We start from the raw sequence: 26,250 nt of genomic DNA on the forward strand, positions 1-26,250 counted from the left end.
CGCGCTGGGCAACAGCACCGAGCTGCCGTTCCAGGCCGACGGGATCACGCTGGCGCAGGCCCTGGCCAAGGCGCGCGGCCTGTCGGACTTCGCCGCCGATCCGGCCGGAACCTTCATCTTCCGGTTCGAGCCGGCCAGCGTGGTGCGCCGTCTCAGCCCCGGCTCGAAGCTTCTGGGCACGCCGCTGGTGCCGGTGGTCTACCGGATCAACATGCGCGACCCGAACAGCCTGTTCGTGTCCCAGGCGTTCCGGATGCGCAACCGCGACCTGATCTACGTGTCGAACGCCCCGTTCACCGAGGTCCAGAAGGCGCTCACGGTGTTCAGCGGTGTTACCGGCCCGGTTGCCTCCGCGGCCACCGCTTACGGCTACGCCAAGTAGCCGTAGGCCGCTTCCAGGCCGGCAATCACGGCGATTCCGGCTCCCACGACGGGCTGGCCGCGACGCCTCGGGCGGGGCCGCCCACACCGGCCGTGAACCGGTCTTGCCGGGGTCGCGCGGCGGAGCCCAGGCTTTTTGCGTCCCGATGCGCCAAAGGCTTCGACCGCGACCCCTCAGGAGCTCGGGCTCGCCTCCGCTCTGTCTTTGCGAGCAAAGCGAAACCGTCCGGTGAACGGCAGGTCTCTTGACTGCACGCCTCCCTGGCTCACTTCGATTGCTGCGTCATGACCCAATGCGCTGGGTCGACTGACGCTTTCCCTCGGGCGCGGTATCGAACCTGCGGATGCCCCTGTCCCGAACACGAAGCCGGGCGCGGATGTCATCCGCGCCCGGCTTCGCTTCGTCATTCCGCATCACGGCTCCGGGGCCCGCGGCCCCGGCGGAGTCAGACCCGCTTGGCCAGCAGCTGCTCGATCAGCGAGCCGCCCTTGTCGATGGCCGCCAGCTCCTCGGCCACCGCGTTCACGGTGTCACGGATCTGGTCGGGGGTGTGCTCGGAGGTCAGGAAGAAGCGCAGGCGCGAAGCCCGCTCCGGCACGGCCGGGTGGATGATCGGCTGAACGTTGATGCCCCGGCGGAACAGCCGGTCCGACAGCGTCACAGCCTTCAGCGAATCGCCGACGATGATCGGCACGACCGCGAGGCCGAGGCTGAAGCCGGTATCGAGGCCGAGCTTCTTGGCGGTTGCCAGGAACAGCGTGCCGTTCTGGCGCAGGCGCTCGACCCGCTCCGGCTCGGCATGCATCACGGCCAGCGCCGCCTCGGCGGCGGCGGCCAGCGGCGGCGACATGCCGACGCTGTACACGAAACCGCCGGCCGTGTGCTTGAGGTACTCGATCAGTGCGATCGGGCCGCAGATATAGCCGCCGCAGGTCGACAGCGTCTTCGACAGCGTGCCCATCCAGATGTCGACCTCCTTGGGGTCGACACCGCAATGCTCGAACAGGCCCGCGCCGGTCCGGCCGGTGACGCCGAGGCCGTGCGCCTCGTCGACCATCAGCCACGCGTCATAGCGCTTCTTGAGGGCCACGAGACCGGCAAGGTCCGGCGCGTCGCCGTCCATGCTGTAGAGGCCCTCGACCACGATCAGCGCCCGGCGATGCTCGTGGCGGGTCGACTGAAGCAGGGTTTCCAGGGCGTCGAGGTCGTTATGCGCGAAGGAGCGCCGCTGCGCACCGGAGAGCTGGGCGCCGGTGACGATGCTGTTATGGGAGAGGGCGTCGTGGAAGATCACGTCGCCGGCTTCCAGCAGGGCACCGATCGTCGTGACGTTGGTGGCGTGCCCGCTCACCATCACGATGCAGCCCTCGGAATGGTAGTGCTTGGCCAGGGCCTGCTCGAGGCTGATATGCCCCGGCCGTTCGCCAGCGACCACGCGGCTCGCCGACGCGGAGGTGCCGTAGGCGTCGATTGCCTCGCGGGCGGCGTTGCTCACCCGCGGATGGCCGTTCAGGCCGAGATAATCGTAGGACGAGAAGTTGGTGAAGGTCTTCTGGTCGATCCGCGTGGTCGCGCCGGCCTTGGCGTCGTGGACGCGGAAGAACGGGTTTCCGAGGCCGATCAGCTCGGCCGCCTGACGCTGCAGCTTCAGTTCGCGGTAGCCCGGCAGGTTCTCGAAGTTCTGAGCCGCCGACTTGCCGGCCGGGGAGGCGGCCTTGACGGGAGCCGGGCGCGGCGTCGCGCGCCCGAGCCGGTTGGTCACGAAGCCGGCGAGCGCCGCGCGCCCGCCGTCCGGCCGTGCCGTATCGGTCATGAGTTGGTCTCTTTGATCTCGCTGGACGTCTGTTCGATGAGTTCCCGGAGCGGCGCGATCATCTGCGCATCGACCTCACCGCCGACATGCTTCGAGACGAGGCTCATCGCGACGCCGGCCGTCTCGTCCATGGGCGCGGAAACCGCCTGAATTAAGGACTCCGACAGCTCATTGACGGTCATGCCTGAGGACAGGCCCGCGGGCGGCGCGTCGAGGGCGAAGCGCTCCTGCAGGCTGGCGCCGAGCTCGACGCCCATCAGCGAGTCGAGGCCGATCTCCGAGAGCTGGCGCACGCGGCTAATATCGTCCTTCGGCAGGCGCAGGATGCGGGCGATGTCCTCGACGATCGCGTCCGAGACCGTCTTGCGGGCCACATCGAGGTCGCCCCCCTTGAGGAGCGCCGCGATGTTGATCGCCTGGACGCCGCCGGCCTCCGCCTGCTGGTCCGACCCGAGTTCGGCGTAGCTCGGCGAGCGCATGGTGGCGAGACGCTCGCGCGCCTTGCCCCAGTGCATCGCCGCGATGGCGATGACGGCCTCGTCCGGCGAGGCGCCCTGGCTTCCCAGCGCCTCGGCCATCAGGTCGAGGCAGCGGCGGGCCTCCATCGGCGTGACGCCGACACGGCCGGCGAGGCCTTCCATGACCGCCTTGTTGCGGGCGAGCATGCCGACGTCGCCGATGGCGCCCCAGGCCACCGCCAGAGCGGGCAGGCCGCGGCGACGGCGCTGCCGCGCCAAGCCTTCCATGAAGCCGTTGGCGGCCACGTAGGAGCCCTGACCCGGATTGCCGATGAAGGTCGTCGCCGACGAGAACAGGACGAAGTAGTCGAGGCTCCGGTCGCGGGTGGCGGCGTCCAGGTGCTGGGCACCGATCACCTTCGGACCGATCACCGCGTCGAGCGCCGCGGCGTCGATGTTGGAGATCAGACCGTCCTGGAGCACGGCCGCCGCGTGGAGCACGCCCGCGAGCTTCTTGCCGCCCTGCTCGATCCCGGCGATGAGCCGGTCGACCGAGGCGCGGCTGGTGATGTCGACGGCCTTGGCCTCGACGGTCACGCCCCGCGCGGTGAGCTCCGCGACGATCGCCTTGGCTTCGTCGGTGGCCGCGCCCTTGCGGCCGGCGAGCACGAGGTGCTTGGCACCCCGGTCGATCAGCCAGCGGGCCGCCTCCAGGCCGAAACCGCCGAGGCCGCCGGTCAGCAGGTGGACGCCCTCGGCCGAGACCGTGAACGGCTTAGCCGTGTCCTTCATGATCGTGCCGGCCTTGGGCGGGCTGATCACGATCTTCCCGATGTGACCCGACTGCTGCATCAGCCGGAACGCGTCCGAGGTCTCGGCCGCCGTGAAGGGCTGGTATGGCAGGGGCTTCAGGCCGCCGTCGTTGAACAGGGCCATGACCTCGCGGAACATCCGCGCGCCGTCGTCGCCCTGGTGCTGGATCACCTGATCGAGGTCGACACCGAAGTAGCTGAGATTCCGCCGGAACGGGCGCAGCCCGATATGGGTGTTGGCGACATAGTCGCGCTTGCCCAGCTCGATGAAGCGGCCGAAGGGCCGGAGCGCGTTGAGCGAGCGTTCCATCGCTTCGCCGAACAGGCTGTTCAGCACGATGTCGACGCCGTCACCGGTGATCGCCCGAACCTCGTCCACGAAGGCGAGGGAGCGGGAATCGAGCACGTGCTCGGCGCCGAGCGCCTTCACCAGAGCCCGCTTCTCGCGGGAGCCGGCGGTGGCGATGACCCGCGCACCCTTCAGCTTGGCGATCTGCAGGGCCGCGAGGCCGACGCCGCCTGCGCCGCCATGAACCAGCACCCACTCGCCGCGTCGCATGCGGGCGCAGGAGACGAGGCCGTAATAGGCGGTGAGGAAGGCCACCGGCACGGTGGCGGCCGCCATCGGGTCGAGGCCCTGCGGCATCGGCGCGACGACGAGGTCGGGCACCACGATGTGCGTGGCGAAGCCCGACTGGGCGAAGGCGACGACCGGATCGCCGACCTTGAAGCCCTTCACGCCCGGGCCAACGGCCGTAACGCGGCCGGCGCATTCAAGGCCGAGACGGGGGCCGGCGAAGCCGTCCTCCAGGATCTCCTCGGGGAGCATCGAGAGCGCCCAGAGCACGTCGCGGAAGTTGAGGCCGGTGGCCTCGACCGCGATCTCCATCTCGCCCTTGCCGGGGGTGCGGCGCTCGGCCGGACCCCAGACCATCTCGCTCAAGCCGCCGGTGTTGCTGCGCTCCAGCCGCGCGGCCTCGGCCGGGACGGCATCCGCCGGATCCCGGTGCTGCGGCCGACCGGCATGGAAGCGCACGACCTGGGTCCGCTCGTCATCCAGCACGATCTCGGTCTCCGGGGTGCCGGAGAGGATGAGGTCGCGCAGGCGCTCGGAGGCGCGCTTCGACGACATCTCGGGGGAGAGGTCGATGCGGCGGACGTCGAGGTTCGGGGCCTCGTTGGCGAGCGTGCGGGAGAAGGCCCACACGCCGGCCTCGATGTTGGTGGTCTGGCCGCCGCGGTCGCGGGTGGCGCCGGGCGCCACGACCCAGAGCTTGGTCTGGCGGGATCCCAGATGCTCCGTGCAGCGCTTCAGGCTGAGACAGCGATCGCGCAGCCGCTCGGCCGCCTCGCCGCCGCGGGTGAAGGCGCCGGCCAGGAACACCACCGTATCGGGTGTCTCCTTCTCCAGCTCCATCAGCGAGGTCTCGGAGTCGAGGATGATCGAGACGTGCACGCCGCCCGCGACCAGCAGGGTCGCCAGGGACGAGGCGGTCTCCGCCGCGAACTCATCGTCGGAGCCGATGATGAAGGCGAAGCTCTGCGCCGGGGCCGGTCCCGGACGCACCGGGGCCTCGGCCGTCAGCAGCAAATCGTCGCCGTTGGCGGAGGCCGCCCGCTCGACCTCGACCTTGACGAGGCCATGGGCGCTCAGGATGCGCTGCCAGCCCTCGATATCCTCGAGCCGGCCCACCGGCATGCCGCCCGCGGCCTCCTCGAACCAGCCGGCCGTGAGGCCGAACACGAGGTCGCGGAACAGGGAAGCGCCCGGCTCCACGGCCACCAGCAGGCCGCCGGTCGCGAGCACCCCGGCGAGCTGGCCCGGAAGGGCGCGGTCGCCGCGATGCAGGCTGCCCGACGCGAGGATCAGATCGAAGCTGCCGGGAGCGAGTTCCTCGGCGCTCTCGACGACCGCGGCGGCGCGGCCGAGCGACAGGCGGGCACGCTCGGCGAGACGGCGATCGGTCTCGAAGACGGTGAGCCGGGCCTCGGCGGCGGCCGCGAAGGTGGCGGTCTGGGCCGAGAGCGGGCCGAAACCGACTTGGAGAACCCGCAGCGCGCGCTCCTTCGGAAGCTGGGCGCGGCTCCGCTCGATCAGCCCCGCGACCACGTCGGCGCCGTGGCGCGCGGTGGCGGAACGCAGCACGAAGGCGTCGATCGCCCCCTGCGGCAGGGCCGGCGCGTCGGTCAGCTTGCCGGCGAGCAGGCGGTCGACCAAGGCGCCGACATCGGCAATCAGCACCAGCTCGGCCGAGAGGTCCGGGTGGTCGCCGGCGATCCAGCGCATGATCTCGTCAGGCGCCGGCAGCGCGGAGCCGTCGCCCAGCGTCCAGTTCTGGCCGGCGCGCTCGGCGAGGCCGCTGCTCTCCAGGGCGTAGAGGGCGTTCAGCAGCCAGGGGCGCAGGGCCTCGGGCACGCGGCTGTCGGTCACCGAGACGGTCTCGCCTTGCGCCAGCCCGGAGGCGAGGCGGTAGGCGAGGGAGGTCGCCCAGCCCTCCAGCAGGAGATGACCCGGCGACAGGGCGGCGTCGGACGGTCCCTTCGCCTCGGCGGCCAGCGGACGCAGCCGCGCGGCCACGCTCGGGCGGCGCTCCATCGGGATTGCGGTCGGCTCGGTGGCGAGTTCCGGCACCTGCGAGATCGCGAAGGCCGAGAGGTCGCCGCCGCTCTTGGCGCGCAGGGCCTGGAACCGGCCCTCGCGGATCGTGGCGATCACCGCGCCCTCGGCGTCGAGGAGCGTGAAGTCCGCCAGGATCGAGCGCTCGTTGCAGCGGCGGGTGCGGATGATCGAACGGGCGATCACCACGCCGGGGCGCAGCAGCCGGACCTCGCCGAAGCGCACCGGGATGTAGGCCTTGCCGCCGTTCTCGCCGAGAAGATCGGCGAAGAGCAGGATCAGCCCGTGGAAGCAGGCATCGAGCCGGTTCGGCACCAGGCCGTAGCGGGTGTCGGGCTCGGCCGGAATCAAGTCGGACACGATGGTGACGTCGTCCAGCCGGGCGCTCATCGCCACTTGCCGGAAGCTCGGGCCGAAGGCGAGACCGGAGGCGAGGGCCTTGGCGTAGAGCGCGTCGCCGGTGAGCACGTGATCGCCGGCCGTGTCGAAGCTGAACCCGTCGAGGTCGGGCATCTTCGGGGCCGAGAAGGTACCCTCGACGATCTTGGCCTGGGCGTGGAGCTGCCAGGGGGTCTGCGTCAGGCGCGGACGGCTCAGCACTTGGATGCCGTTGCCGGAACCCGACAGCCGCACCGCGACCTCGCGCAGGGCGTCCTCCGTGAACACCATCGGCGCCACGATCTCGAAATCGGCGAGCACGACCTCGTCGTCGCGCAGGGCTTCGCGAACGCAGGCCAGCGCCATCTCGACGAACCCGGCGCCGGGCATGATCACCTGACCGTCGACCTTGTGGTCCTCCAGCTCGGGCACGGTGACCGGATCGACGAAACCGTTCCACTCCAGGCCGTCGAAGGTCGTGCGCGAGCCGATCAGCGGGTGGTAGGGGCGGGGGCTCATCGCGCCGACGCCCTCGGTGGTGTCCGCCAGCCGGAACGGGCGACGCTGCCACGGATAGGTCGGCAGGCGTACCTCGCCCTTCGGCGCGTCACCGAACAGCAGGGTCTCGTTGACCTGCGCGCCCTGCACGAGGGCGGCACTGACCGCCTTGGCGATCGGGTCGCCGCCGGAAGCCTTGCGGTGCATCACCCCGACCGTGGCGGTCTCGATGCCAAGCGGCTCGACCGCGTCGCCGACATGCGACATCAGGGTCGCGCGCGGGCCGACCTCGACGAAGACGCGGGCGCCGCGGCGGGTGGCGTCCTGCACGGCCTCGCAGAAGCGCACCGGCTCGCGGATGTTGCGCCACCAGTAGGAGGCGCCGAAATGGCTGCCGTCCAGCACCGAGCCGGTGACGGTGGAGACCATCGCGGTGGTGCCGGCCTTGGCCTTGAGCCCGGCGAGGTCGCGCAGCAGCGGCTTCTCGGTCGGGTCCATCAGCCTGCCGTGGAAGGCGTAGGCGAGATCGAGCTTGCGCCCGCGGCGGCGCTTGCGCGACAGGGCCTTCAGGGCGGCGTCGATATCGGCGACGGGGCCCGCGACCGTGACGGCCTTCGGGCTGTTGTAGGCGGCGATGTCGAGGGTCGGATAATCCTTGAGGAAGGCCTCGACCTCCTCGGACGGCATCAGCAGCACCGCCATGGTGCCCTGGCCGTGCGTCGTCTCCTGATGGTGGCTGCGGTAGTAGATGACCCGGACCGCATCCTCCAGGCTGAGGATGCCGGCAGCCTCGGCCGCCGCGATCTCGCCGACGCTGTGGCCGAGGACGTAGGATGGGATCAGGCCCTTCGCCTTGAGCGCGGCCGTGGACGCGCTCTCGATGGCGAAGATCAGCGGCTGCGAGACGCTGGTCAGGACCAAGCGCTCGTCGAGGTCGTCGGCGTAGAGGGCGTCCTTCAGCGACCAATCCGAATAGCCCTGGAACAGGGTGTCGATCCGGTCGAAGGCGGCGCGGAAGGCAGGGTTCTCCTCATAGGCCTCACGACCCATGCCGGCCCACTGGCTGCCGTTGCCGGAATAGACGAAGGCCACCTCGGCGACGCGGTCGACCGCGGTACCGGTGAAGGCATCCTGCGTGTCCTCGCCCTCGCCGACGGCGCGCAGGGCGGCGACCACATCGGCCTTTCCGTCCAGCGCGACCGCGAGCCGGGCCGGCATGCGCTCGCGGCGATGCGCGACCGCCGCGGCCATGGTGGCGGCCTGTTCGGGCGCGGCCTCGAGGCGCTCAGCGTAGTCGAGGGCGAGTTCGTTCAGCGCCGCCCGGCTCTGGGCCGAGAGCAGCAGCACCTGAGCCTGGGGCTCCGGCGCCGCTGCGGAAGGCTTCGCCCAGGCGGGCGCGTCGGTGATGACGACGTGGGCGTTGGTGCCGCCGAAGCCGAAGGAGTTCACGCCCGCGAAGCGCTCGCGCGAACCGCGGCTGATCGGCATGGCCTCCCGCACGACGTGCAGGTTGAGTTCGCCGAAGGGGATCTCGGGATTCAGTTCGGCCGCGTGCAGCGACGGCGGCACGAGGTCGTGCTCCAGCGCCAGCGTCGCCTTCATCAGGCCGGCGAGGCCCGAGACCGGCTCGGTGTGGCCGATATTGGTCTTGATCGAGCCGATCGGCAGCGGCGCCTGCCGGCCGCGGCCGAGCTTCGAGCCGATGGCCGAGGCCTCGATCGGGTCGCCGACCGGCGTGCCGGTGCCGTGCGCCTCCATGAAGGCGAGGTCGTCGAGCCGGATCTCGGCCTCGCGATAGACCTTCTCCAGCAGGGCGCCCTGGGCGTAGCCGGAGGGGAGCGAAATGCCGGTGGTGCGCCCGTCGGAGTTGATCCCCGAGGCGGCCACCACGGCGCGCACGGTGGCGCCGTTGCGCCGCGCGGCCTCGGCCGATTGCAGCACGAACACCACGCCGCCCTCCGAGCGCACGTAGCCGTCGGCGTTCTTGGAGAACGCCTGGCACAGCCCGGTGCGCGAGAGCATCTGCGCGGTGGAGAAGCAGATGAAGTTGAACGGGCTCGCCAGCACGTTGACGCCGGCGACGACGGCGGTATCCACGCGGCCCGACCGGATCGCCTGCACGGCGTTGTCGAAGGCGACAAGCGAGGACGAGCAGGCCGTGTCGACCGTGAAGCTCGGGCCCTTCAGGTCGAAGATGTAGGAGATGCGGTTCGAGATGATCGAGAGCGTGTTGCCGGTGGCGGCGTAGGCATCGCCGGACGGCGCGTCGAGGATGCGCAGGTTGCCGTAATCGAGCGAGGAGGCGCCGACGAAGACGCCGATATTGCTGCCGGCCACGTTCGAGGGGCGCAGGCCCGCATCCTCGAGGGCTTCCCAGGTCAGCTCCAGCAGCATCCGCTGCTGCGGATCCATCTGCTCGGCCTCGCGGGGCGAGATGCCGAACACCGCCGGGTCGAACGACCACACGTCGTCGATGACACCGGCGGCCCAGGTGTAGCTCTTGCCGCGCTCATGGGCGCGCGGATGCGCGAACCGCTCCAGGGAGAAGCGGTCTGCCGGAACCTTGCTGACGGCGCAGCGTCCTTCGGACAGGAGTTGCCATAGCCCGTCGACGCTGGGGGCCCCGGGCAGTCGGCATGCGCGTCCGACGATCGCAATGTCTGTACGTTGTGTCACGTTCGGTTCGCACACGCTCGTTATCGGAAGTCGGCTCGGCTCTCGACGAGTGAGTACCCTCTCACCCCTTACTGTGGCACCATTGCGGTGTCCAACCAGCCCCAACGCGAGGTCATCCCTGCGCGGCGAAATTGCCGGAGGCTGTGACATGTATTCATCAGAAGCTTATCCAATTCCTGCGGTCAAAACGCCAAGATTGAACCGCTGGACCGGCTGTCGAGACGCGAACTCGATCACGAGAAAGCCACAGTTGCGTCTCGGCGGGGGCGGCCCGTCTAGCGGCATCGCGGCTGATTCCGGAAGAAACCTTCGCGGTCCGGCGCAGATCCCACACAGAAATTCAGGCCCCGCGGCCGTCACGGCGTCGATCAAGACCCGTTCCGTGCGACGCTCTCTGCGGTTCGTCCAATCCCGCAATAGGTGAAACCGTGGCGCGCCGCGCTCGCGGGGTCGTAGATGTTGCGCAGGTCGATCAGCACCGGGGCCGATCCGCCGGACGCCATGGCCTGACGCAGCCGGTCGAGGTCCAGCGCCCGGAAGGCGTTCCACTCGGTGACGATCACCAGGGCGTCGGCGCCTTCCGCGCAGGCATAGGCGTTCTCGGCGTAATCCACAGCCGGCATCAGAATTCGCGCCTGCTCCATGCCTTCGGGATCGTAGGCGCGGACCGTCGCGCCGGCATCCTGCAGGCCGGCCACGATCGCCAGGGAGGGTGCGTCGCGCATGTCGTCGGTGTTGGGCTTGAAGGTCAGCCCGAGCAGCGCCACCGTCCGGCCCCGCACCGAGCCGCCGCAGGCCTTGATCACCTTGCGGGCCATGGCGCGCTTGCGCTGGTCGTTGACCGCCACCACCGTCTCGACGAGCCGCAGCGGCGTGCCGGCATCCTGGGCGGTCTTGACCAGCGCCAGGGTGTCCTTGGGAAAGCACGAGCCGCCATAGCCCGGGCCGGCATGCAGGAACTTCGACCCGATCCGGTTGTCCAGGCCGATGCCGCGCGCCACCGCCTGCACATCCGCGCCGACCGCCTCGCACAGGTCCGCGATCTCGTTGATGAAGGTGATCTTCGCCGCCAGGAACGCGTTCGCCGCGTATTTGGTCAGCTCGGCGGTGCGCCGCGACGTGACCATGATCGGCGCCTGGTTCAGGTAGAGCGGCCGGTAGACCTCGCGCATCACCGCCTCGGCCCGGGCCTCCTCGGCCCCGACGACGATGCGGTCGGGCCGCTTGAAATCGGCGATGGCCGCGCCTTCGCGCAGGAATTCGGGATTCGAGGCAACCGCGAACTCGGCCTCGGGGTTAGCCTCGCGGATGATGCGCTCGACCTCGTCGCCGGTACCCACCGGCACGGTCGACTTGGTCACCACCACCGTGAAGCCCGACAGCGCCCCGGCGATCTCCCGGGCGGCCGCGTAGACGAAGCTCAGGTCGGCGAAGCCGTCGCCGCGGCGGGACGGCGTGCCCACCGCGATGAACACCGCGTCCGCCTCGGCCACGGCCTCCTGCATGCTCGCGCGGAAGGCGAGCCGGCCCTGGCGGACGTTCTCGGCCACCAGCGCGTCGAGACCCGGCTCGTAGATCGGCATGCGGCCGGCGTTCAGGCTGGCGATCTTGTCGGGCTCACGGTCGATGCAGACGACGCTGTGGCCGAAATCCGCGAGGCATGCACCGGAGACCAGGCCGACATATCCGGCCCCAATCATCGCAATCCGCATCGGGCCCTCCCGGCAGCTCGCCCAGCGGCTTGCTGCGATGCAACATGATCCCGGCTGTCCGAGGATGCAAGCCGGGTCAGCCTGGATCTGCTCCAGTCTGTCATGGGAATGCAACACCCGCGAAGGATGACCGGCGTTTGACAGCAGGCGCCCGGCCGCGCTGCCGCCCGTATGCGAACGCGCGCGGCGCGGCTTCGCAGCGCGCGCGGCTTCCTGTAGAAGCGCCACCGCCCGACGGGGAGGCACAAATCCGCCCCCGAGGACCCGACCCAAGGATCGGCGAAGGACCGTGATGACCGAATTGCCCAACGTGCATGTGCGTGCCGAGGTCCTGGCCCAGGCGCTGCCTCACATGCAGCGCTACGACCAGGAGATCGTGGTCATCAAGTATGGCGGCCACGCCATGGGCGACCGGGCCGCGGCCGAGGACTTCGCCGAGGACATCGTCCTCTTGGAGCAGTCCGGTTTGAAGCCGATCGTCGTGCACGGCGGCGGGCCGCAGATCGGCAAGATGCTCGACCGGCTCGGCATCCAGTCCGAGTTCCGCGGCGGCCTGCGCGTCACCGATGAGGCCACCGTCGAGGTGGTCGAGATGGTCCTGGCGGGCCTGATCAACAAGCAGATCGTGGGCTGGATCTCCGCCGAGGGCGGCCGGGCCGTCGGCCTGTGCGGCAAGGACGGCAACATGGTCCGCGCCAAGCGGGCGATGAAGACCGTCGTCGACCCCGAGAGCCACGTGGAGCAGACCGTGGATCTGGGCCTCGTCGGCGAGCCGGACCACGTCGAGCGCGGCGTCCTCGACGCGGTGCTGAAGGCTGAGCTGATCCCCGTCCTCGCCCCCGTGGCCTACGGGGAGGACGGCCAGACCTACAACGTCAATGCCGACACCTTCGCGGGGGCGATCGCCGGGGCGCTCCGGGCCAAGCGCCTGCTGCTGCTCACCGACGTGCCGGGCGTGCTCGACAAGGACAAGAAACTGATCCCCGAACTCACCGTGGAGGATTGCCGGCGCCTGATCGCCGACGGCACCATCACGGGCGGGATGATCCCCAAGATCGAGACCTGCATGTACGCGATCGAGCGCGGCGTCGAGGCGGTCGTCATCCTCGACGGCAAGGTCAACCACGCGGTGCTCCTCGAGCTGTTTACCGATTACGGCGCGGGCACGCTGATCCGGCGCGGCTGAACGCCCGTCCGCCGGGCGAGCCGGCGGCATCCATCGGCGACCGGGACGGCAACTTCCACCCCGGTCGCGCATTGTCGTGCTCCCGTCCAGGCCGGTGCAAGCCAGCCTTGCGAGCTTGACCTTTCAGGTCCAGACTCAGCCCTAGGGGACCACGACGACGAAGGGATGCCGGTGCATCACCCCGACAAGGCTCAGTTTACCACCGCCGCGTCCCGCGGGTTCGCCGACGTCGACACCTGGGTGTTCGACCTCGACAACACGCTCTATCCGAGCGACGCGCAGGTCTGGCCGAAGGTGGACGAGCGTATCACCCTCTACGTGATGCAGCTCTACGGACTCGACGGGATCTCCGCCCGGGCCCTTCAGAAATACTTCTATCACCGTTACGGCACGACGCTGTCGGCGCTGATGCAAGAGGAGCAGGTCGATCCGCACGACTTCCTCGATTTCGCCCACGACATCGACCATTCGTCGATCAAGCTCGACAAGGATCTGGGCGACGCGATCGAGCGGCTTCCGGGCCGCAAGCTGATCCTGACCAACGGCTCGCGCCGGCACGCCGAGAACGTCGCCGCCAAGCTCGGCATCCTCGACCATTTCGAGGACGTGTTCGACATCGCGGCCGCCGACTTCGTGCCGAAGCCCGAGCGCTCGACCTACGAGCGGTTCCTGCTCGCCCACGGGGTGGAGCCGACCCGCGCCGTCCTGTTCGAGGACATCGCCCGCAATCTCGCGGTGCCGCACGACCTCGGCATGGCGACCGTGCTGGTGGTGCCCAAGATCACCGATCCCTACCGCGAGGCCTTCGAGCAGGAGGCGGTGCGCGAGCCGCATATCGACCACATCACGGACGATCTCGCGGCCTTCCTGTCCGCCTGCGTACTGCCCGAGGCGGGGTGCGGGTCCGGGGAGCGCCGCTGACGCAAAGCCCACGGCTCATGGGCAGACCCCGGAACGTCCGCGGATACGGGCCGCGTCGCGTTGGGTTTGCAACCCAATCGACAAGCCGGCGGCGATCCTGTAGAGAGCCGGCCAACTCACAACAGGATCGCCGAAATCCTGGCGCCGATCGCCCATGAGGGGCGGGACGGCGCGACGGCCGGAGCTATGCCATGAACATCATCGAGCAGCTGGAGCGCGAGGAAGTCGCGCGCCTCGCCAAGACCATCCCGGATTTCGAGCCGGGCGATACACTCATCGTCAACGTCCGCGTGAAGGAAGGCGAGCGCACCCGCGTCCAGGCCTACGAGGGCGTCTGCATCGCCCGCTCGGGCGGCGGCCTCAACGAGAGCTTCACGGTCCGCAAGATCTCCTACGGCGAGGGCGTGGAGCGCGTCTTCCCGGTGCATTCGCCGATGATCGATTCGATCAAGGTGGCCCGCCGCGGCAAGGTGCGCCGCGCCAAGCTGTATTACCTGCGCGACCGCCGCGGGAAGTCGGCCCGCATCGTCGAGCGCACCGATCGCTACAAGACCAAGGACACCCCGGCCGCGGCGCCCGCTGCCGCCGAGTGATCCGTCCGGATCGCCCCGCAGGCCGGAGCGACCACGCAGTTTCAGACCGGTCCGGCTCAGCCGGGCCGGTTTTTTCTTGGCCATCCACCTTCGCGGTCAGGCCTTCGGCCGCCGCCATCGTCCGCTCAGGCGGCCCGGACCCCATCGAGGAACCGGTGGATCTCGGCGGAGAGCTGCTCGGACGTACGCGACATCTCGGCCGCGGCGCCGAGAACGCGCTCGGCCGTGACTTGGATCCGGTGGAGACGTTCGACCCGGTGAACCAAAGGGGAGGCCGGCTCGGCGGAATACCCGTCAGGGTATCCGCTTTCATCGCCAGCGCTCGCGGGTTCGGGGCGCCGCTACCCGATCCGCGCCGTAACCTCGATCTCGACGCGCATCTCGGGGCGCAGAAGGCCCGCTACGACCACGATCGTGGCGGCCGGCCGGATATCGGCCAATACCCGCCCGCAGACCGCCAGCACGGCCTCGGCATCATCCCGGTCGGTAACGTAGTAGGTGGCGCGCAGGACGCCGCCGAGGCCGGTTCCGGCCTCGGCGAGCACCGACCGGATCGTGCGCCAGCAAGCCTCGGCCTGCGCGGCGGCTCCCTCCGGCATCGTCATCGTGGCGTAGTCGTAGCCGGTTGTCCCGGACAGGTAGACAATGTTCCCGTCGACCACCGCCCGGGAGTAGCCGTAATCGCGCTCGAACGGCGAGCCCGACGTGATCAGCCGCCGGCTCATCCGCCGCGCAGCGCCTCCAGCACCTTGCCGCCGGGACGGCCGGTCGGCGTCATCCCGAGCCGGCGTTCCACGTCCTTGATGGCATCGCGGGTCTTCTGGCCGACCTTACCATCCGGCTCGCCGACATCGTAGCCGCGGGCGGCCAGCCGGGTCTGGAGGTCGCGGCGCTCGGCCCGGGACAGGGGCGGGTCGTCGGTCGGCCAGGCGGCCTGGACGCCGGCCTTGCCGCGCAACCGGTCGGACAGGACCGCGATGGCGAGGCCGTAAGATTCGGCGGCGTTGTACGAGTAGATCGCGTCGAAGTTCCGGGTGACCAGGAAGGCCGGGCCGTCGATGCCGGCGGGCGCGATGATCCCGGCCGGGCCCTCGCCCGAGAGCGGACGCCCGTCCACGCGGGTCACACCCAGCGAGGCCCAGTGGGCGACGGGCTTCTTGTTCTTGCGGCCGGCAGCGGCGACGCTGAAGCCGCGCGGCAGCTTCACCTCGTAGCCCCAGACCTGGCCGTTCTGCCACTTGGCGACGTGCAGGAAGTTGGCGGTGGAGCCGACGGCGTCGGCCACGGAATCGACCACGTCACGCCGGCCGTCGCCGTCGCCGTCGACCGCGAGCCGGTGATAGGTGGTCGGCATGAACTGGGTCTGGCCGAAGGCGCCCGCCCAGGAGCCGGTCAGGCGCTCCGGCGCGATGTCGCCGCGCTCGATGATCCGGAGCGTGGCGATCAGCTCGCCGCGGAAGAAGTCGCGGCGGCGGTTGTTCGAGCAGGCCAGCGTCGCCAGGGACTGCACCAGCGGCATCTTGCCGAGATTCTTGCCGAAATTCGATTCGACCCCCCAGACCGCCGCGATCGTGTAGCGGTCGACACCGTAGCGCGACTCGGCCTGGGCGAGCGCCGCCGCGTTCTGGCGCATGGCCGCGCGCCCGTCCTCGACCCGCTCGTCGTCGACCAGCGCCGCCATGTAGTCCCAGATCGGCGTCTTGAACTCCGGCTGCGCCTGGGACAGCTCGATCACCTTGTCGTCATAGCTGATGCCGCTCGTGGCGGATCGGAAGGTCTGCGCCGAGACGCCCGCAGCTGCGGCCTGTCCCTGGATGCCGGCGAGGCAGCTGTCGAAATCGGCCCGCGCGGGAAGACCCGCGAGCGGGACGGCCGCGAGACCGGCGAGCAACCCGAGCGCGCGCATTGTCCTCGGTCCCGTCGGGTGTTTCGGCATGCTGACGATCCTCACGATGCGGGCGGAGTCTGGGCGCGGATTCAGGCGACATGTGGGTTAACGAAGGGTGAGGAAATCCGCGTCGCCTGTATCCGTTTGCCGGCCAATTGGGAGCCGGCATCAAGACGATGCGGCCGCCTGGCCCACGCACCGCAGGCGGTCTAGGTAGGCGCAGAGCATGTCGGCCAGGGCGCCCGCGGAAACCTCCAAGGCGGCCTCGGTCCGGACCGTTTCCGAGATGCGCTCGCCAACCTCGCCGAGAGTCATCGCGATGATCTCGCCCGCGACGCGCAGCTCCGCGTCGGGGATCGCGGGAAGCGCCTCGCGCAGGAACATCTGGAACGCCTGCGTGCCGATCAGCTGCGGCTCCGCGGCCTCGGGCGCGTCGCGGTAGGCCGGGGCGGCCTCGTCGAGGGCCCGGCGCATCGCGGCCTCGGCGCATTCCGAGCGCACGAAGGCGTGGACGGCGGCGCGCAGACGCTCGCCGGGCGCCGTCTCCGGATCCGTCAGGATGCCGGACAGCAGGGCGGTCGTGTCCCGCCACTCGTCGCTCTGCAGCTGGAACAGGACCGCCGCCTTGTTGGGAAAGTACTGGTAGAGCGAGCCGATGCTGACGCCGGCGCGCTCGGCGACCCGCGCCGTCGTGAAGCGCTCCGCGCCGACCTCCGCCAGAACCTGAGTGGCCGCCTCCAGAATAGCCGCGACAAGGTCGCTGGAGCGGGCCTGTCGGGGCTGCTTTCGCCTGGAAATTCCGAGACTTGGCCGATCAGGCATGGGGTGGTGCTCGGAACGCGAATAGGCGAGGGCAGGGTGCGCCGGTATTCTGCGTCGTGTTCAGTTGAACACGCAAGACGGAAAGCAACACGCCATGTCACTCTCAGTTTCTAAACTCACCGAACCGCGCATCGCGTCGCTGTTGGACAATCTCTTCGTGCAGGCGGAAGCATCCTCACCCTTGAGCACCATCGGCGATCTTTCGGCCGAAGAGCGGACACGCCTCATGGGCAGCCGCACTGGCTACCGGGACTTCTACAGCCGGCTCAAGGACATGCCGCTCGCGGTCTCGCGAGAGACCGGCCGGCTGCTCTACATGCTCGCCCGGAGCTGCCGAGCGCGGACGATCGTCGAGTTCGGCACCTCCTTCGGCCTCTCGACCCTGCACCTCGCTGCGGCCCTGCGCGACAACGGCGGCGGCCGGCTCATCACCTGCGAGTTCGAGCCGTCCAAGGTGGTGCGGGCGCGGGCGAACCTGATGGAGGCCGGGCTGGCGGATCTCGTCGAGTTCCGCGAGGGCGACGCCCTCCAGACCCTCGGCCTCGACCTGCCCGACTCGGTCGACCTGCTGCTCCTCGACGGAGCGAAGGGTCTTTATCCGGAAGTTCTGAGCCTCGTGGAGAGCCGCCTCGGACCGGGTGCCCTGGTGGTCGCCGACAATGCGGAATACAGCCCGGACTATCTGGCCCGGGTGCGCGCGCCGAGCCGCGGCTACCTGTCGGTGCCGTTCGCCGAGGATGTCGAGCTGTCGATGCGGCTCGGATGAGGCAGGGCCCGGTATCCAGGCCGGACCGGCGGTCGCCTCAGCGCGACGCGACCGCCGTCGGGATGCTCAGGCCCATTCCCGCTGGGCGAGCTTCTGCTCGTAGGCGTCGATGGACGCGGCGCGTGCCAGCGTCAGGCCGATCTCGTCGAGGCCGTTCAGCAGGTTGTGCTTGCGGCCCTCGTCGATGTCGAAATGCAGGGTGCCGCCGTCCGGCCCCCGGATGGTCTGCGCCGCCAGATCGATCGACAGGGTGGCGTTCGCGCCGCGCTCGGCATCCTCGAACAGCTTCTCCAGATCCTCGGGGGACACGACGATCGCCAGGATGCCGTTCTTGGCGCAGTTGTTGAAGAAGATGTCGGCGAAGCTCGTGGAGATCACGCAGCGGATGCCGAAATCGGCCAGCGCCCAGGGCGCGTGCTCCCGGGACGAGCCGCAGCCGAAATTATCGCCGCAGACCAGGATCTTGGTGTTCCGGTAGGCGGGCTTGTTGAGGATGAAGTCCGGGTTCTCGGAGCCGTCCTCGCGGTAGCGCATCTCGGCGAACAGGCTCTTGCCCAGCCCGGTGCGCCGGATCGTCTTCAGGTACTTCGCCGGGATGATCCGGTCGGTATCGACGTTGATCGTCCGCAAGGGCGCCGCAACGCCCTCCAGGGTCGTGAACTTTTCCATCGTCTGGCAGCTCGTGTCGGTGGTCTCGCTGGGGCAACGGTTTAGCAGCCGCCGGCCCGGGCCGGAAGCATCACGCGAGGTCGGGCGCCGTCGCCCGGGACAGGGCGCCGTCGTGGAGGGCCGAGGCGACCAGCGCTCCGGCGATCCCGGCCGCCCGCAGCGCCCGCAGGTCGTCCGGGCCGCGCACGCCGCCCGCCGCGTAGAGGCGGCGATCCGGCGCCCGCGCGCGCAGGGCCCCCAGGGCCGCGAGGTCCGGGCCGGCCCCGGCCCCGACTTGCGCCAGCGTCATGGCGATCACCTCCGGGGGCCAGAGCGCGGGATCGTCGTGGAGCGCCGCCGGGCCGAGCCGCTCCGCGCCGCGCGTGTCGAGGGAGAACACCGCCCGGTCGCCGAGCCGCGTCACGAGGCCGGCATCCGCCTGGCTCTCGCTGCCGATCACCGGTCGCCCGAGTCCGGCCGCCAGGAACGCCGCGATGCCCGCCGGGTCGGCGAAGCCGGCATCGACCCACAGGGCGATCCCCGGGCAGGCGCGGGCGATCGCCTCCAGGGCGCGGAGATCAGGCGCGGCGCGATCGATGATCGCGTCGAGATCGGCGACGTAGAGGATCGCGGCGGGCCACGCCTCGACCAGCCCGCGGGCCACCGCGTCCGGCGCCGAGCCCTTTGCCAAGGGCGTCTCGATCGGGGCATAGGAGGAGCGCTCGCCCCGGCGCGCCCGCACCACGCGGCCGCCCCGGAGATCGAGCACCGGGATCACCGCGAAGCCGGGGCGCCCGATCCTGTGGTCCATCGAGGCGCTCATCGCGGTCCCATGCGCTCATCAAACCCAATGACGATCGGGTGGGACCTCGGCGGGGTCCACGTCAAGGTCGCCCTGGTCGAGGACGGCCGGGTCGTGGCCGCCGCCCAGGTGCCGTGCCCGCTCTGGCAGGGCCTGCCGGCCCTCGACCGGGCCCTGGAGGCCGCGCCCGCCTGGGCCCGCGTCGAGGCCTTCCACGCCGTGACCATGACGGGCGAGCTGACCGACTGCTTCGCCGACCGGCGCGATGGCGTCGCCGCACTGTCCGGCTGGGCCGGATCGCACCTCGCCGGGACTGTGCGGATCTACGCCGGCCGCTCCGGCTTCGTCGCCCCGGAGGCGGCCGCGTCCCACGCGGCGGACGTGGCCTCGGCCAACTGGCACGCCACCGCGGCGCTCGCCGGCCGGCACGTCCCGGACGCGCTGCTGATCGATGTCGGCTCGACCACCGCCGACCTGATTCCCATCGTCGCTGGGCGGCCGGCCGCGACCGGCTACAGCGACGCCGAGCGTCTGGAGACCGGCGAACTCGTCTATACCGGCGCGGTCCGCACGCCCGTGATCGCGCTGTCCGACCACGCCCCCTTCGCGGGTCGCCGGACCCGGCTGATGACCGAGACGTTCGCCCACATGGCGGACGTCTACCGCATCCTCGGTCTGCTCCCCGAAGGCGCCGACCAGCAGCCGAGCGGCGACCGCAAGGGCAAGACGGTCGCCGAGAGCGAGACCCGGCTCGCACGGATCGTCGGGCGGGACCGGGCGGAGGCGCCCGAAGCGGCCTGGACGGCGCTCGCCGCCCACTTCGCCGAGGCGCAGCTGCGCCTGCTGCACGATGCGGCGGCGGACCTCCTGAGCCGGCCCGATCTCGGTGCGGACGCGCCCCTCATCCTGTGCGGCGCCGGCGCCTTCGTGGGCGCCCGCCTCGCCGAGCGTCTCGGCCGGCCCTCGACGCCGCTGGTGGCGCTGCTGGCGGACCGGATCGGCGGCGCCCGCGACGGGATCTCGACCTGTGGGCCGGCGGTGGCGGTCGGCCTCATCGCCGCGGAGGAGGCAGTCGCATGAGTGCAATCAAGATCCTGGCCCGGATCCTGACGGCCCGGGTCGGGCCGCATATCGAGCTGGCCGTGGAGACGGAGACCGGGGAAGTGCTGAAGGTGCTCGCCACCGAGGATCAGGTCGACCGGCTGGTCGACGAGTTGGAGGACATCCTCAACTCGCCCGCCGATCCGGAGGATGACGGACCGCCCGAGGCGGCCTGACACCGCCTGCCGCCGGTGTCGCCATGGGCCTGATCGCCGCCAAGATCATCGTGACGCCGACCCTGATGTGGGCCGTGTCGGCGGCCGCGCGCCGGTGGGGCAGCCTCGTGGGCGGCCTGCTCTCGGGCCTGCCACTCACCTCGGCGCCGATCTCGATCTACCTCGCCGCCGAGCAGGGCGAGCGCTTCGCCGCCGATGCCGCCATCGGTTCGGTGGAGGGGCTGGGAGCGGTGACCGCCAGCTACCTCGCCTACGCGTTCTGCGCGCCGCGGACGGGGATCCTCGCGTCCGTGTTCCTCGCCCTGGCGGCCTTCGTCCTCGCCGGCGCGCTGCTGCACAGTGTGATCCAGCCCGGCCTGTGGCTCGCCACGGCGATCGACCTTCCGGCGATGGCGCTGGTGGTCGCCCGGCGCCGGCCGATCACCAAAGATGAGGCACCGCGGCGGCGGGCGCGCCCGCCGCGCTGGGACATGCCGGCCCGGCTCGCGGCCGCCACCGCCCTGGTCCTGCTGGTCTCGGGGCTGGCACCGCATCTCGGCTCCGGCCTGAGCGGCGTCCTGGCGCCGATCCCGATCATCTCCTGGCCGCTCATCGTCTTCGCGCGGGCGCAGGACGGGGTCGGCGCCGCGCTCGACGTGGTGCGCGGCAGCGCACAGGGCGCGTTCGGCGTTCTGGCCTTCTATGTCTGCGTGCACCTGCTGCTCGGGCGGATCGACCCGGTCGCGGCCTACACCGCCTCGATCGCGGTGTCGGCGGCCTGCGTGCTGCCGTGGCTGATCGCGCGGCGCCGTCCGCGGGCGGTGTGATCGGGATGGGCCGACGCGACCGAGGAGGAGACGCATGCTGCCGGATACGGGGATCCCGACTCTCGCCCCGGGCACCGTGGCGGTGCCGCCGGGCCATCTCGCCACCATCGTCACCAGCCTGGAGATGCTCCACCCGCCGCCGCCGCGTCCCGGACGGCCGTTCCCGCCCGGGCTCGCCCTCGAGCCATTGGCGCGCGCCGGCCCGGAGGCCTACCGGGTCCTGTTCCGGGAGGTCGGTGCCGACTGGCTCTGGTTCTCGCGGCTCACCCTGGCGGACGGGGCGCTGGCCGCGATCCTGGCCGACGGGGATGTCGAGGTTTTCGCGCTCCGCCAGGACGGGCGGAACGTCGGCCTGCTGGAACTGGATTTCCGCCAGCCCGGCACCTGCGAGCTGGTCTTCCTCGGACTGACCGGGGACGCGGTCGGAACCGGAATCGGCCGCACGCTGATGAACGCGGCGATCGGCCGGGCGTGGGCGCATCCGATCACGCGGTTCTGGGTGCATACCTGCACCCTGGACCATCCCGGCGCGCTCGCCTTCTACCGGCGTTCGGGCTTAGTCCCCTTTGCCGTCCATGTCGAGGTCGCGCCCGATCCACGGCTCGACGGGACCCTGCCGCGGAATTGCGCCCCGCACGTGCCGCTGCTCGGCTGACGCGCCGCAGGCATCGGAAAACGACGAGACCCGCGGCCTCGCGGCCGCGGGTCTCGTCGTGTCGTCGACCGTGCGCGCCGGTCAGGCGGCGGTGCGCTTGCGGGCTTCCTGCTTCGTGTCGACGCCGGCCGCTTTGATCTCGGACAGCTTCTGCGCGACGTTGCGCGAGAACACGAACTCGGCCGGGCGCTGGTTCTCCAGGCTGACCTCGGGGGCCATCGTGCCGTCGGTCTTGATGCCGCGGATCGCATGCACCAGCGGCTTCCAGGGCTTGCGGACCGAATCGACCACCGAGGAGGCCTCGTAGCCCGAATGGACCATGCAGTCGGCGCACTTCTCGTAGTTGCCGGTGCCGTAGGAATCCCAGTCGGTGGTCTCCATCAGCTCCTTGAAGGTCGCCGCGTAACCCTCGCCGAGCAGGTAGCAGGGCTTCTGCCAGCCGAACACGGTGCGGGTCGGGTTGCCCCACGGGGTGCAGTGGTAGGTCTGGTTGCCGGCCAGGAAGTCGAGGAACAGGCCCGACTGCTGGAAGGTCCACTTCTCGCGGCCCTTCTCCTTGCCGTGCCGGAACACGCCGCGGAACAGCTCCTTCGTCGCCTTCCGGTTCAGGAAGTGCTTCTGGTCGGGGGCGCGCTCGTAGGCGTAGCCGGGGGAGACGGTGATGCCGTCGATGCCCATCCGGGTCACGCTGTCGAAGAAGTCGGCGATCTTCTCCGGCTGGGAATTGTTGAAGAAGGTGCAGTTGATGGTGACGCGGAAGCCCATCTCCTTGGCCTTCGCGATCGCCGCCACGGCCTTGTCGTAGACGCCGCGCTGGCACACCGACTGATCGTGCATCTCCTTGTCGCCGTCGAGATGGATCGACCACGTGAAGTACGGGCTCGGCTTGTACTCCTTGATCTTCTTCTCGAGGAGCAGCGCGTTCGTGCAGACGATCGCGAACTTCTTCTGGGCGATGATGCCCTCGACGATCTGAGGCAGGTCCTTGTGCAGGAGCGGCTCGCCGCCGGCGATCACCACCACCGGGGCGCCGCACTCACGCACCGATTCGAGCGCGTCTGCGACCGGAAGGCGCTTGTTCAGGATCTCATCCGGGTAGTCGATCTTGCCGCAGCCGGCGCAGGCCAGGTTACAGCGGAACAGCGGCTCCATCATCATCACAAGCGGGTAACGCTTGCGGCCCGTGAGGTGCTGCTTCAGGATGTAGCCGCCGATCTTCGCGACGTACCGGAGGGGGATACCCAAGATTGCGGCTCCTTACTTCGTCGGCCCCGGGGCGTCGGGGTGCTTAACGCGAAAAAATCTCGAATTCCAGCGATCTAGCTTGGAACTAATCTGAAACGACCCCGTTTCGGCGAGGTCATGACATCTTATTCTGCTCCTGACGCATCGGCGCCACATGGACTGCCTCGGTGGTGTCCACGGGCGAAGGCGCCTGATCGTTGAGGACAGCACGTGCATTGCGTCGGCAATACGACCGGAATCCCAGGATTCTGTCGGCCGCGCCAGGATCGCCGTGCGCTAGCGCACACGGGCTGGCGCGGGATGCGCGCCATGGCGGCCGCGTTGCAATCTGGCATCGCCCTCTTTACTGAGCCTCGTGGCCGGGATGCAAGTCCTGGCCCGCGGCTCCTGGCCCGCGGCGCGTGACCAGGCCGCGGACCGCGTCATCGGGCGGCGTCGGGTCCTGGCCGCGGTCGGAACGGGCGGTACGGCGTTCCTGGAACCCGATGCGCAGCCGACCTGATCGCGGAGCGATCGACCGGCGGAGCCCGGGGCCGGCTTGTGCCGGTGGCTCGGGTCTGGACCGGATAGAGGGCAGGAGCCGGTCGCGCACGGGGCGCGTCCGATGCGAACAGGCAGGGTGCTCGTGATCGAAAGTCTCGTCGCGTTCTCGGTGCGGTATCGGTGGATCGTGATCGCCCTGACGGCGTTCGTCACGGTCGCGAGCCTCGGGGTCGCGGCGCACCTGTTCCGAATCAATACCGATGTCGAGCGGCTGATCGACCCGAAGGAGCCGTGGCGGCAGGACGAGATCAACTACGAGAAGGCGTTCCCGCAACGCAGCAACACGATCGTCGCGGTGATCAACGGCGAGACGCCCGAAGTGACCGAGGAGGCGGCCGCCAACCTCGCCAAGGCGCTCACGGCGCACAAGAACCTGATCGAGACCGTCTACCGGCCCGATGGCGGCCCGTTCTTCAACAAGAATGGGCTGCTGCTGATGTCGCAGGCGGACCTCGACAAGACTCTCGAAGCGCTCACCCAGCAGCAGGGGCTGCTCGGGCCGCTCGCCGCCGATCCGTCGCTGCGGGGCGTGATGCGGGTGCTGACGCTGGGCGCGCGCGGCGTGAAGACCGGCGACGCCAAGCTCGAGGATCTCGAGAAGCCCATGGGGCAGATCGACGCCACCCTGCAGAAGGTTCTGGCGGGCGAGCCGGCGCGGATGTCCTGGCAGGAACTCCTGTCGGGGGGTGAGACCAGCGTCACCGACAAGATGAAGTTCGTGGTGATCCAGCCGGTCCTCGACTTCAACGCCCTGGAGCCAGGCTACCAGGCGACCAAGCTGATCCGCAACGTCGCCAAGGATCTGGGGATCGACGCGCAGAACGGCCTGCGGATGCGCCTGACCGGCACGGTGGCGGTGGCGGACGAGGAGTTCGCGACGCTGTCGGAGGATGCCGGCCTCAACAACAGCATCATCGTCGGCGCGATCGTGCTGTTCCTGTGGCTGGCCCTGCGCTCGGGCAAGCTCGTCGGCGCGGTGATCATCACCACCTTCGCCGGCCTCGTGGTGACGGCCGCCCTCGGCCTCGTCATGGTCAAGGAGCTGAACCCGATCTCGGTGGCTTTCGCGGCCCTGTTCGTCGGGCTCGGCATCGATTTCGGCATCCAGTTCTCGGTCCGCTACCGGGCGGACCGGTACGAGCAGCCGACCCTGGAGAGCGCGATCCGCGCCGCGGCCCGCGGGGTCGGCTGGTCGCTGACGCTCGCCGCCGTGTCGCTGGTGGCCGGCTTCTTCGCCTTCCTGCCCACGGCGTTCCGGGGCGTGTCGGAGCTGGGCCTGATCGCCGGCGTCGGCATGGTCGTGGCCTTCCTGTTCTCCCTGATCCTGCTGCCGGCGCTGATCGCGGTGTTCAAGCCAGCGGGCGAGAAGGCGGCGGTCCAGACCGAGTGGCTCGTCGGAGTCGACCCGTGGATCATCCGGCACCGCAAGCCGATCCTGATCGGCGTCGGACTCGTGACCCTGGCCGGTGCGCCGCTGCTCTGGCACCTGCCGTTCGACTCGAACCCGATGCATCTGCGCAGCGCCAAGACGCAGTCCATCGCGACCTACCTGGACCTGATCAAGAATCCCGAGACCAGCCCGAACTTCATCGACGTGCTGGCACCGAGCGTCGACGCGGTCCCGGCCTTGTCGAAGACGCTTCTGGCCCTTCCGGTCACCGCCTCGGTCAACAGCATCGACACCTTCGTGCCGCGCGACCAGGACAAGAAGCTGGCCCAAATCGCCGATACGGCCCAGCTCCTCGACCCGGTGCTCAATCCCGGCCGCCGGCCGCCCCCGCCGACGGATGCCGAGAACGTCAAGGCGCTCAAGGATGCCGCGACGGCGCTCAACGGCGTCGCCACCGACACCAAGGGTGACGCGAAGGGCGTTCAAGAGGCCAAGCAGCTCGCCGGCACCCTCGACAAGCTCGCCGCCGGCCCGGTGCCGCTGCGCGAGGCCGCCTCGGTGGCGCTGACCAAGGATCTCGTGCCGCTGCTGGCGCGGCTGCGCGACCTGCTGCATCCCGAGAAGATCACGCTGGAGAACCTGCCGCCGCAGCTCAAGGCCGACTGGGTGGCGGCGGACGGCCGGGCACGCATCGAGGTCCATCCCAAGGGCGATTCGAACGACGACACGGTGCTGCGCCGCTTCTCGGACGAGGTCCTGAAGGTCGCCCCACACGCGACCGGTGCGCCCGTGGCCACGACGCAGTCGAGCTACACGATCCTCGGCGCCTTCGTGCAGGCGGCGGTGACAGCCTTCGTGCTGATCTTCGTCATCCTGTCGGTCGCCCTGCGCAAGCCGTGGGACGTGGCGATGACGCTCGGCCCGCTGGTGATCGCGACCCTCTGGACGCTGATGGCGATGCGCATCGTCGGCATGCCGCTGAACTTCGCCAACATCATCGCCCTGCCGCTCATGCTGGCGGTCGGCGTGGCGTTCCACATCTACTACGTGATCGCCTGGCGGGCAGGCGTGACCGACATGCTCGCGTCCAGCCTGACCCGGGCGATCTTCTTCTCGGCGCTCACCACCGGCAGCGCCTTCGGATCGCTGGTCCTGTCGAGCCATCCGGGCACGGCGAGCATGGGCAAGCTGCTGGCGCTGTCGCTGTTCTTCACCCTGGTGGCGGCGTTCTTCGTCGTGCCGGCAACCCTCGGCGAGCCGCCGGACCAGCCCGACGAGGACCGACCGGAGCCCGAGAAGGCCGCCGCCGCCGCATTGCGGAAGAGCGTCGCGCGGAAGGATCCGGTGCCGGCCAAGTAGAGG

General features: G+C 70.0%; 19 protein-coding genes and 1 pseudogene. 10 read left to right on the forward strand and 10 right to left on the reverse strand.

From position 1 onward, the window contains the following. Positions 1–382: pseudogene (locus tag BLT59_RS23170) on the forward strand (sugar transporter); the annotation flags it as partial. Positions 383–827: 445 nt separating this feature from the next. Here the strand turns inward: BLT59_RS23170 and BLT59_RS23175 are convergent. From BLT59_RS23175 to BLT59_RS23185, 3 genes are all read right to left on the reverse strand, one after another. After that, positions 828–2,195, reverse strand: coding sequence for an aminotransferase class I/II-fold pyridoxal phosphate-dependent enzyme (locus BLT59_RS23175; RefSeq protein ID WP_091786168.1), 1,368 nt, complete (start codon positions 2,193–2,195; stop codon positions 828–830). Then, on the reverse strand, positions 2,192–9,634 hold the full coding sequence (locus BLT59_RS23180) for a type I polyketide synthase (RefSeq protein WP_175544109.1): 7,443 nt from the start codon (positions 9,632–9,634) through the stop codon (positions 2,192–2,194). Before BLT59_RS23180 ends, BLT59_RS23175 begins: the two co-directional genes overlap by 4 nt. Positions 9,635–10,002: 368 nt before the next feature. Then, positions 10,003–11,346: a UDP-glucose dehydrogenase family protein gene (locus BLT59_RS23185; RefSeq protein ID WP_091786180.1), complete on the reverse strand. Its 1,344-nt coding sequence runs from the start codon at positions 11,344–11,346 to the stop codon at positions 10,003–10,005. A 292-nt stretch (positions 11,347–11,638) separates the two neighbouring features. Here BLT59_RS23185 and argB point away from each other — a divergent pair, with 292 nt between their 5' ends. The 3 genes from argB (at position 11,639) to rplS (ending at position 14,046) form a co-directional block, all read left to right on the forward strand. Further along, complete coding sequence (gene argB, locus BLT59_RS23190; RefSeq protein ID WP_091786186.1) at positions 11,639–12,532, forward strand: acetylglutamate kinase; 894 nt, start codon at positions 11,639–11,641, stop codon at positions 12,530–12,532. Between the two features lie 171 nt (positions 12,533–12,703). Next, positions 12,704–13,453 carry a pyrimidine 5'-nucleotidase gene (locus BLT59_RS23195; protein WP_091786376.1) on the forward strand — a complete coding sequence of 250 codons (750 nt, stop codon included), beginning with the start codon at positions 12,704–12,706 and terminating at the stop codon, positions 13,451–13,453. Positions 13,454–13,644: 191 nt separating this feature from the next. Then, positions 13,645–14,046, forward strand: coding sequence for a 50S ribosomal protein L19 (rplS, locus tag BLT59_RS23200; RefSeq protein WP_091786191.1), 402 nt, complete (start codon positions 13,645–13,647; stop codon positions 14,044–14,046). A gap of 125 nt (positions 14,047–14,171) precedes the next feature. Here the strand turns inward: rplS and BLT59_RS31455 are convergent, their stop codons facing one another. From BLT59_RS31455 to BLT59_RS23215, 4 genes are all read right to left on the reverse strand, one after another. After that, positions 14,172–14,312: a hypothetical protein gene (locus BLT59_RS31455; protein ID WP_175544107.1), complete on the reverse strand. Its 141-nt coding sequence runs from the start codon at positions 14,310–14,312 to the stop codon at positions 14,172–14,174. Between the two features lie 75 nt (positions 14,313–14,387). Continuing rightward, the gene (locus BLT59_RS23205) at positions 14,388–14,771 is read right to left on the reverse strand and encodes a RidA family protein (RefSeq protein WP_091786197.1); all 384 of its coding nucleotides are present in this window, start codon (positions 14,769–14,771) and stop codon (positions 14,388–14,390) included. After that, positions 14,768–15,952 carry a lytic murein transglycosylase gene (locus BLT59_RS23210; RefSeq protein ID WP_091786204.1) on the reverse strand — a complete coding sequence of 395 codons (1,185 nt, stop codon included), beginning with the start codon at positions 15,950–15,952 and terminating at the stop codon, positions 14,768–14,770. The genes BLT59_RS23205 and BLT59_RS23210 overlap by 4 nt, the downstream gene beginning before the upstream one ends. 150 nt (positions 15,953–16,102) lie before the next feature. Beyond that, positions 16,103–16,756 (reverse strand): TetR/AcrR family transcriptional regulator, encoded by a 654-nt coding sequence (locus BLT59_RS23215; protein WP_091786210.1) that lies wholly within the window; start codon positions 16,754–16,756, stop codon positions 16,103–16,105. Positions 16,757–16,850: 94 nt separating this feature from the next. Here BLT59_RS23215 and BLT59_RS23220 point away from each other — a divergent pair, with 94 nt between their 5' ends. After that, entirely contained in the window at positions 16,851–17,522 is a 672-nt protein-coding gene (locus BLT59_RS23220) for an O-methyltransferase (protein WP_091786215.1), read from the forward strand. Positions 17,523–17,588: 66 nt separating this feature from the next. Here BLT59_RS23220 and leuD read toward each other — a convergent pair whose 3' ends face one another. Both leuD and BLT59_RS23230 read right to left on the reverse strand, forming a co-directional pair. Continuing rightward, positions 17,589–18,191 (reverse strand): 3-isopropylmalate dehydratase small subunit, encoded by a 603-nt coding sequence (gene leuD, locus BLT59_RS23225; RefSeq protein WP_091786218.1) that lies wholly within the window; start codon positions 18,189–18,191, stop codon positions 17,589–17,591. 70 nt (positions 18,192–18,261) lie between these two features. Continuing rightward, positions 18,262–18,993, reverse strand: a complete 732-nt coding sequence (locus BLT59_RS23230; protein ID WP_091786221.1) for a HisA/HisF-related TIM barrel protein — start codon at positions 18,991–18,993, stop codon at positions 18,262–18,264. A 9-nt stretch (positions 18,994–19,002) separates the two neighbouring features. Between BLT59_RS23230 and BLT59_RS23235 the strand changes: the two genes are divergently transcribed. The 4 genes from BLT59_RS23235 to BLT59_RS23250 are packed head-to-tail and all read left to right on the forward strand — an operon-like array spanning position 19,003 to position 21,710. Next, the gene (locus BLT59_RS23235; protein WP_091786224.1) at positions 19,003–20,052 is read left to right on the forward strand and encodes a hydantoinase/oxoprolinase family protein; all 1,050 of its coding nucleotides are present in this window, start codon (positions 19,003–19,005) and stop codon (positions 20,050–20,052) included. After that, entirely contained in the window at positions 20,049–20,249 is a 201-nt protein-coding gene (locus BLT59_RS23240) for a hypothetical protein (RefSeq protein ID WP_091786227.1), read from the forward strand. The genes BLT59_RS23235 and BLT59_RS23240 overlap by 4 nt, the downstream gene beginning before the upstream one ends. A 23-nt stretch (positions 20,250–20,272) precedes the next feature. Further along, positions 20,273–21,055 (forward strand): hypothetical protein, encoded by a 783-nt coding sequence (locus BLT59_RS23245; protein ID WP_091786229.1) that lies wholly within the window; start codon positions 20,273–20,275, stop codon positions 21,053–21,055. Positions 21,056–21,089: 34 nt separating this feature from the next. Then, entirely contained in the window at positions 21,090–21,710 is a 621-nt protein-coding gene (locus tag BLT59_RS23250) for a GNAT family N-acetyltransferase (protein WP_091786231.1), read from the forward strand. A gap of 81 nt (positions 21,711–21,791) precedes the next feature. Here BLT59_RS23250 and hpnH read toward each other — a convergent pair whose 3' ends face one another. Then, positions 21,792–22,955 carry an adenosyl-hopene transferase HpnH gene (gene hpnH / locus BLT59_RS23255; RefSeq protein ID WP_091786234.1) on the reverse strand — a complete coding sequence of 388 codons (1,164 nt, stop codon included), beginning with the start codon at positions 22,953–22,955 and terminating at the stop codon, positions 21,792–21,794. Positions 22,956–23,580: 625 nt separating this feature from the next. On the opposite strand from hpnH, the gene BLT59_RS23260 reads away from it, so the two are divergent. Beyond that, positions 23,581–26,247, forward strand: a complete 2,667-nt coding sequence (locus BLT59_RS23260) for an MMPL family transporter (RefSeq protein WP_091786379.1) — start codon at positions 23,581–23,583, stop codon at positions 26,245–26,247. The last annotated feature ends 3 nt before the right edge of the window (positions 26,248–26,250 follow it).

The organism is Methylobacterium sp. UNC378MF (assembly GCF_900103195.1).
Classification (GTDB): Bacteria; Pseudomonadota; Alphaproteobacteria; order Rhizobiales; family Beijerinckiaceae; genus Methylobacterium.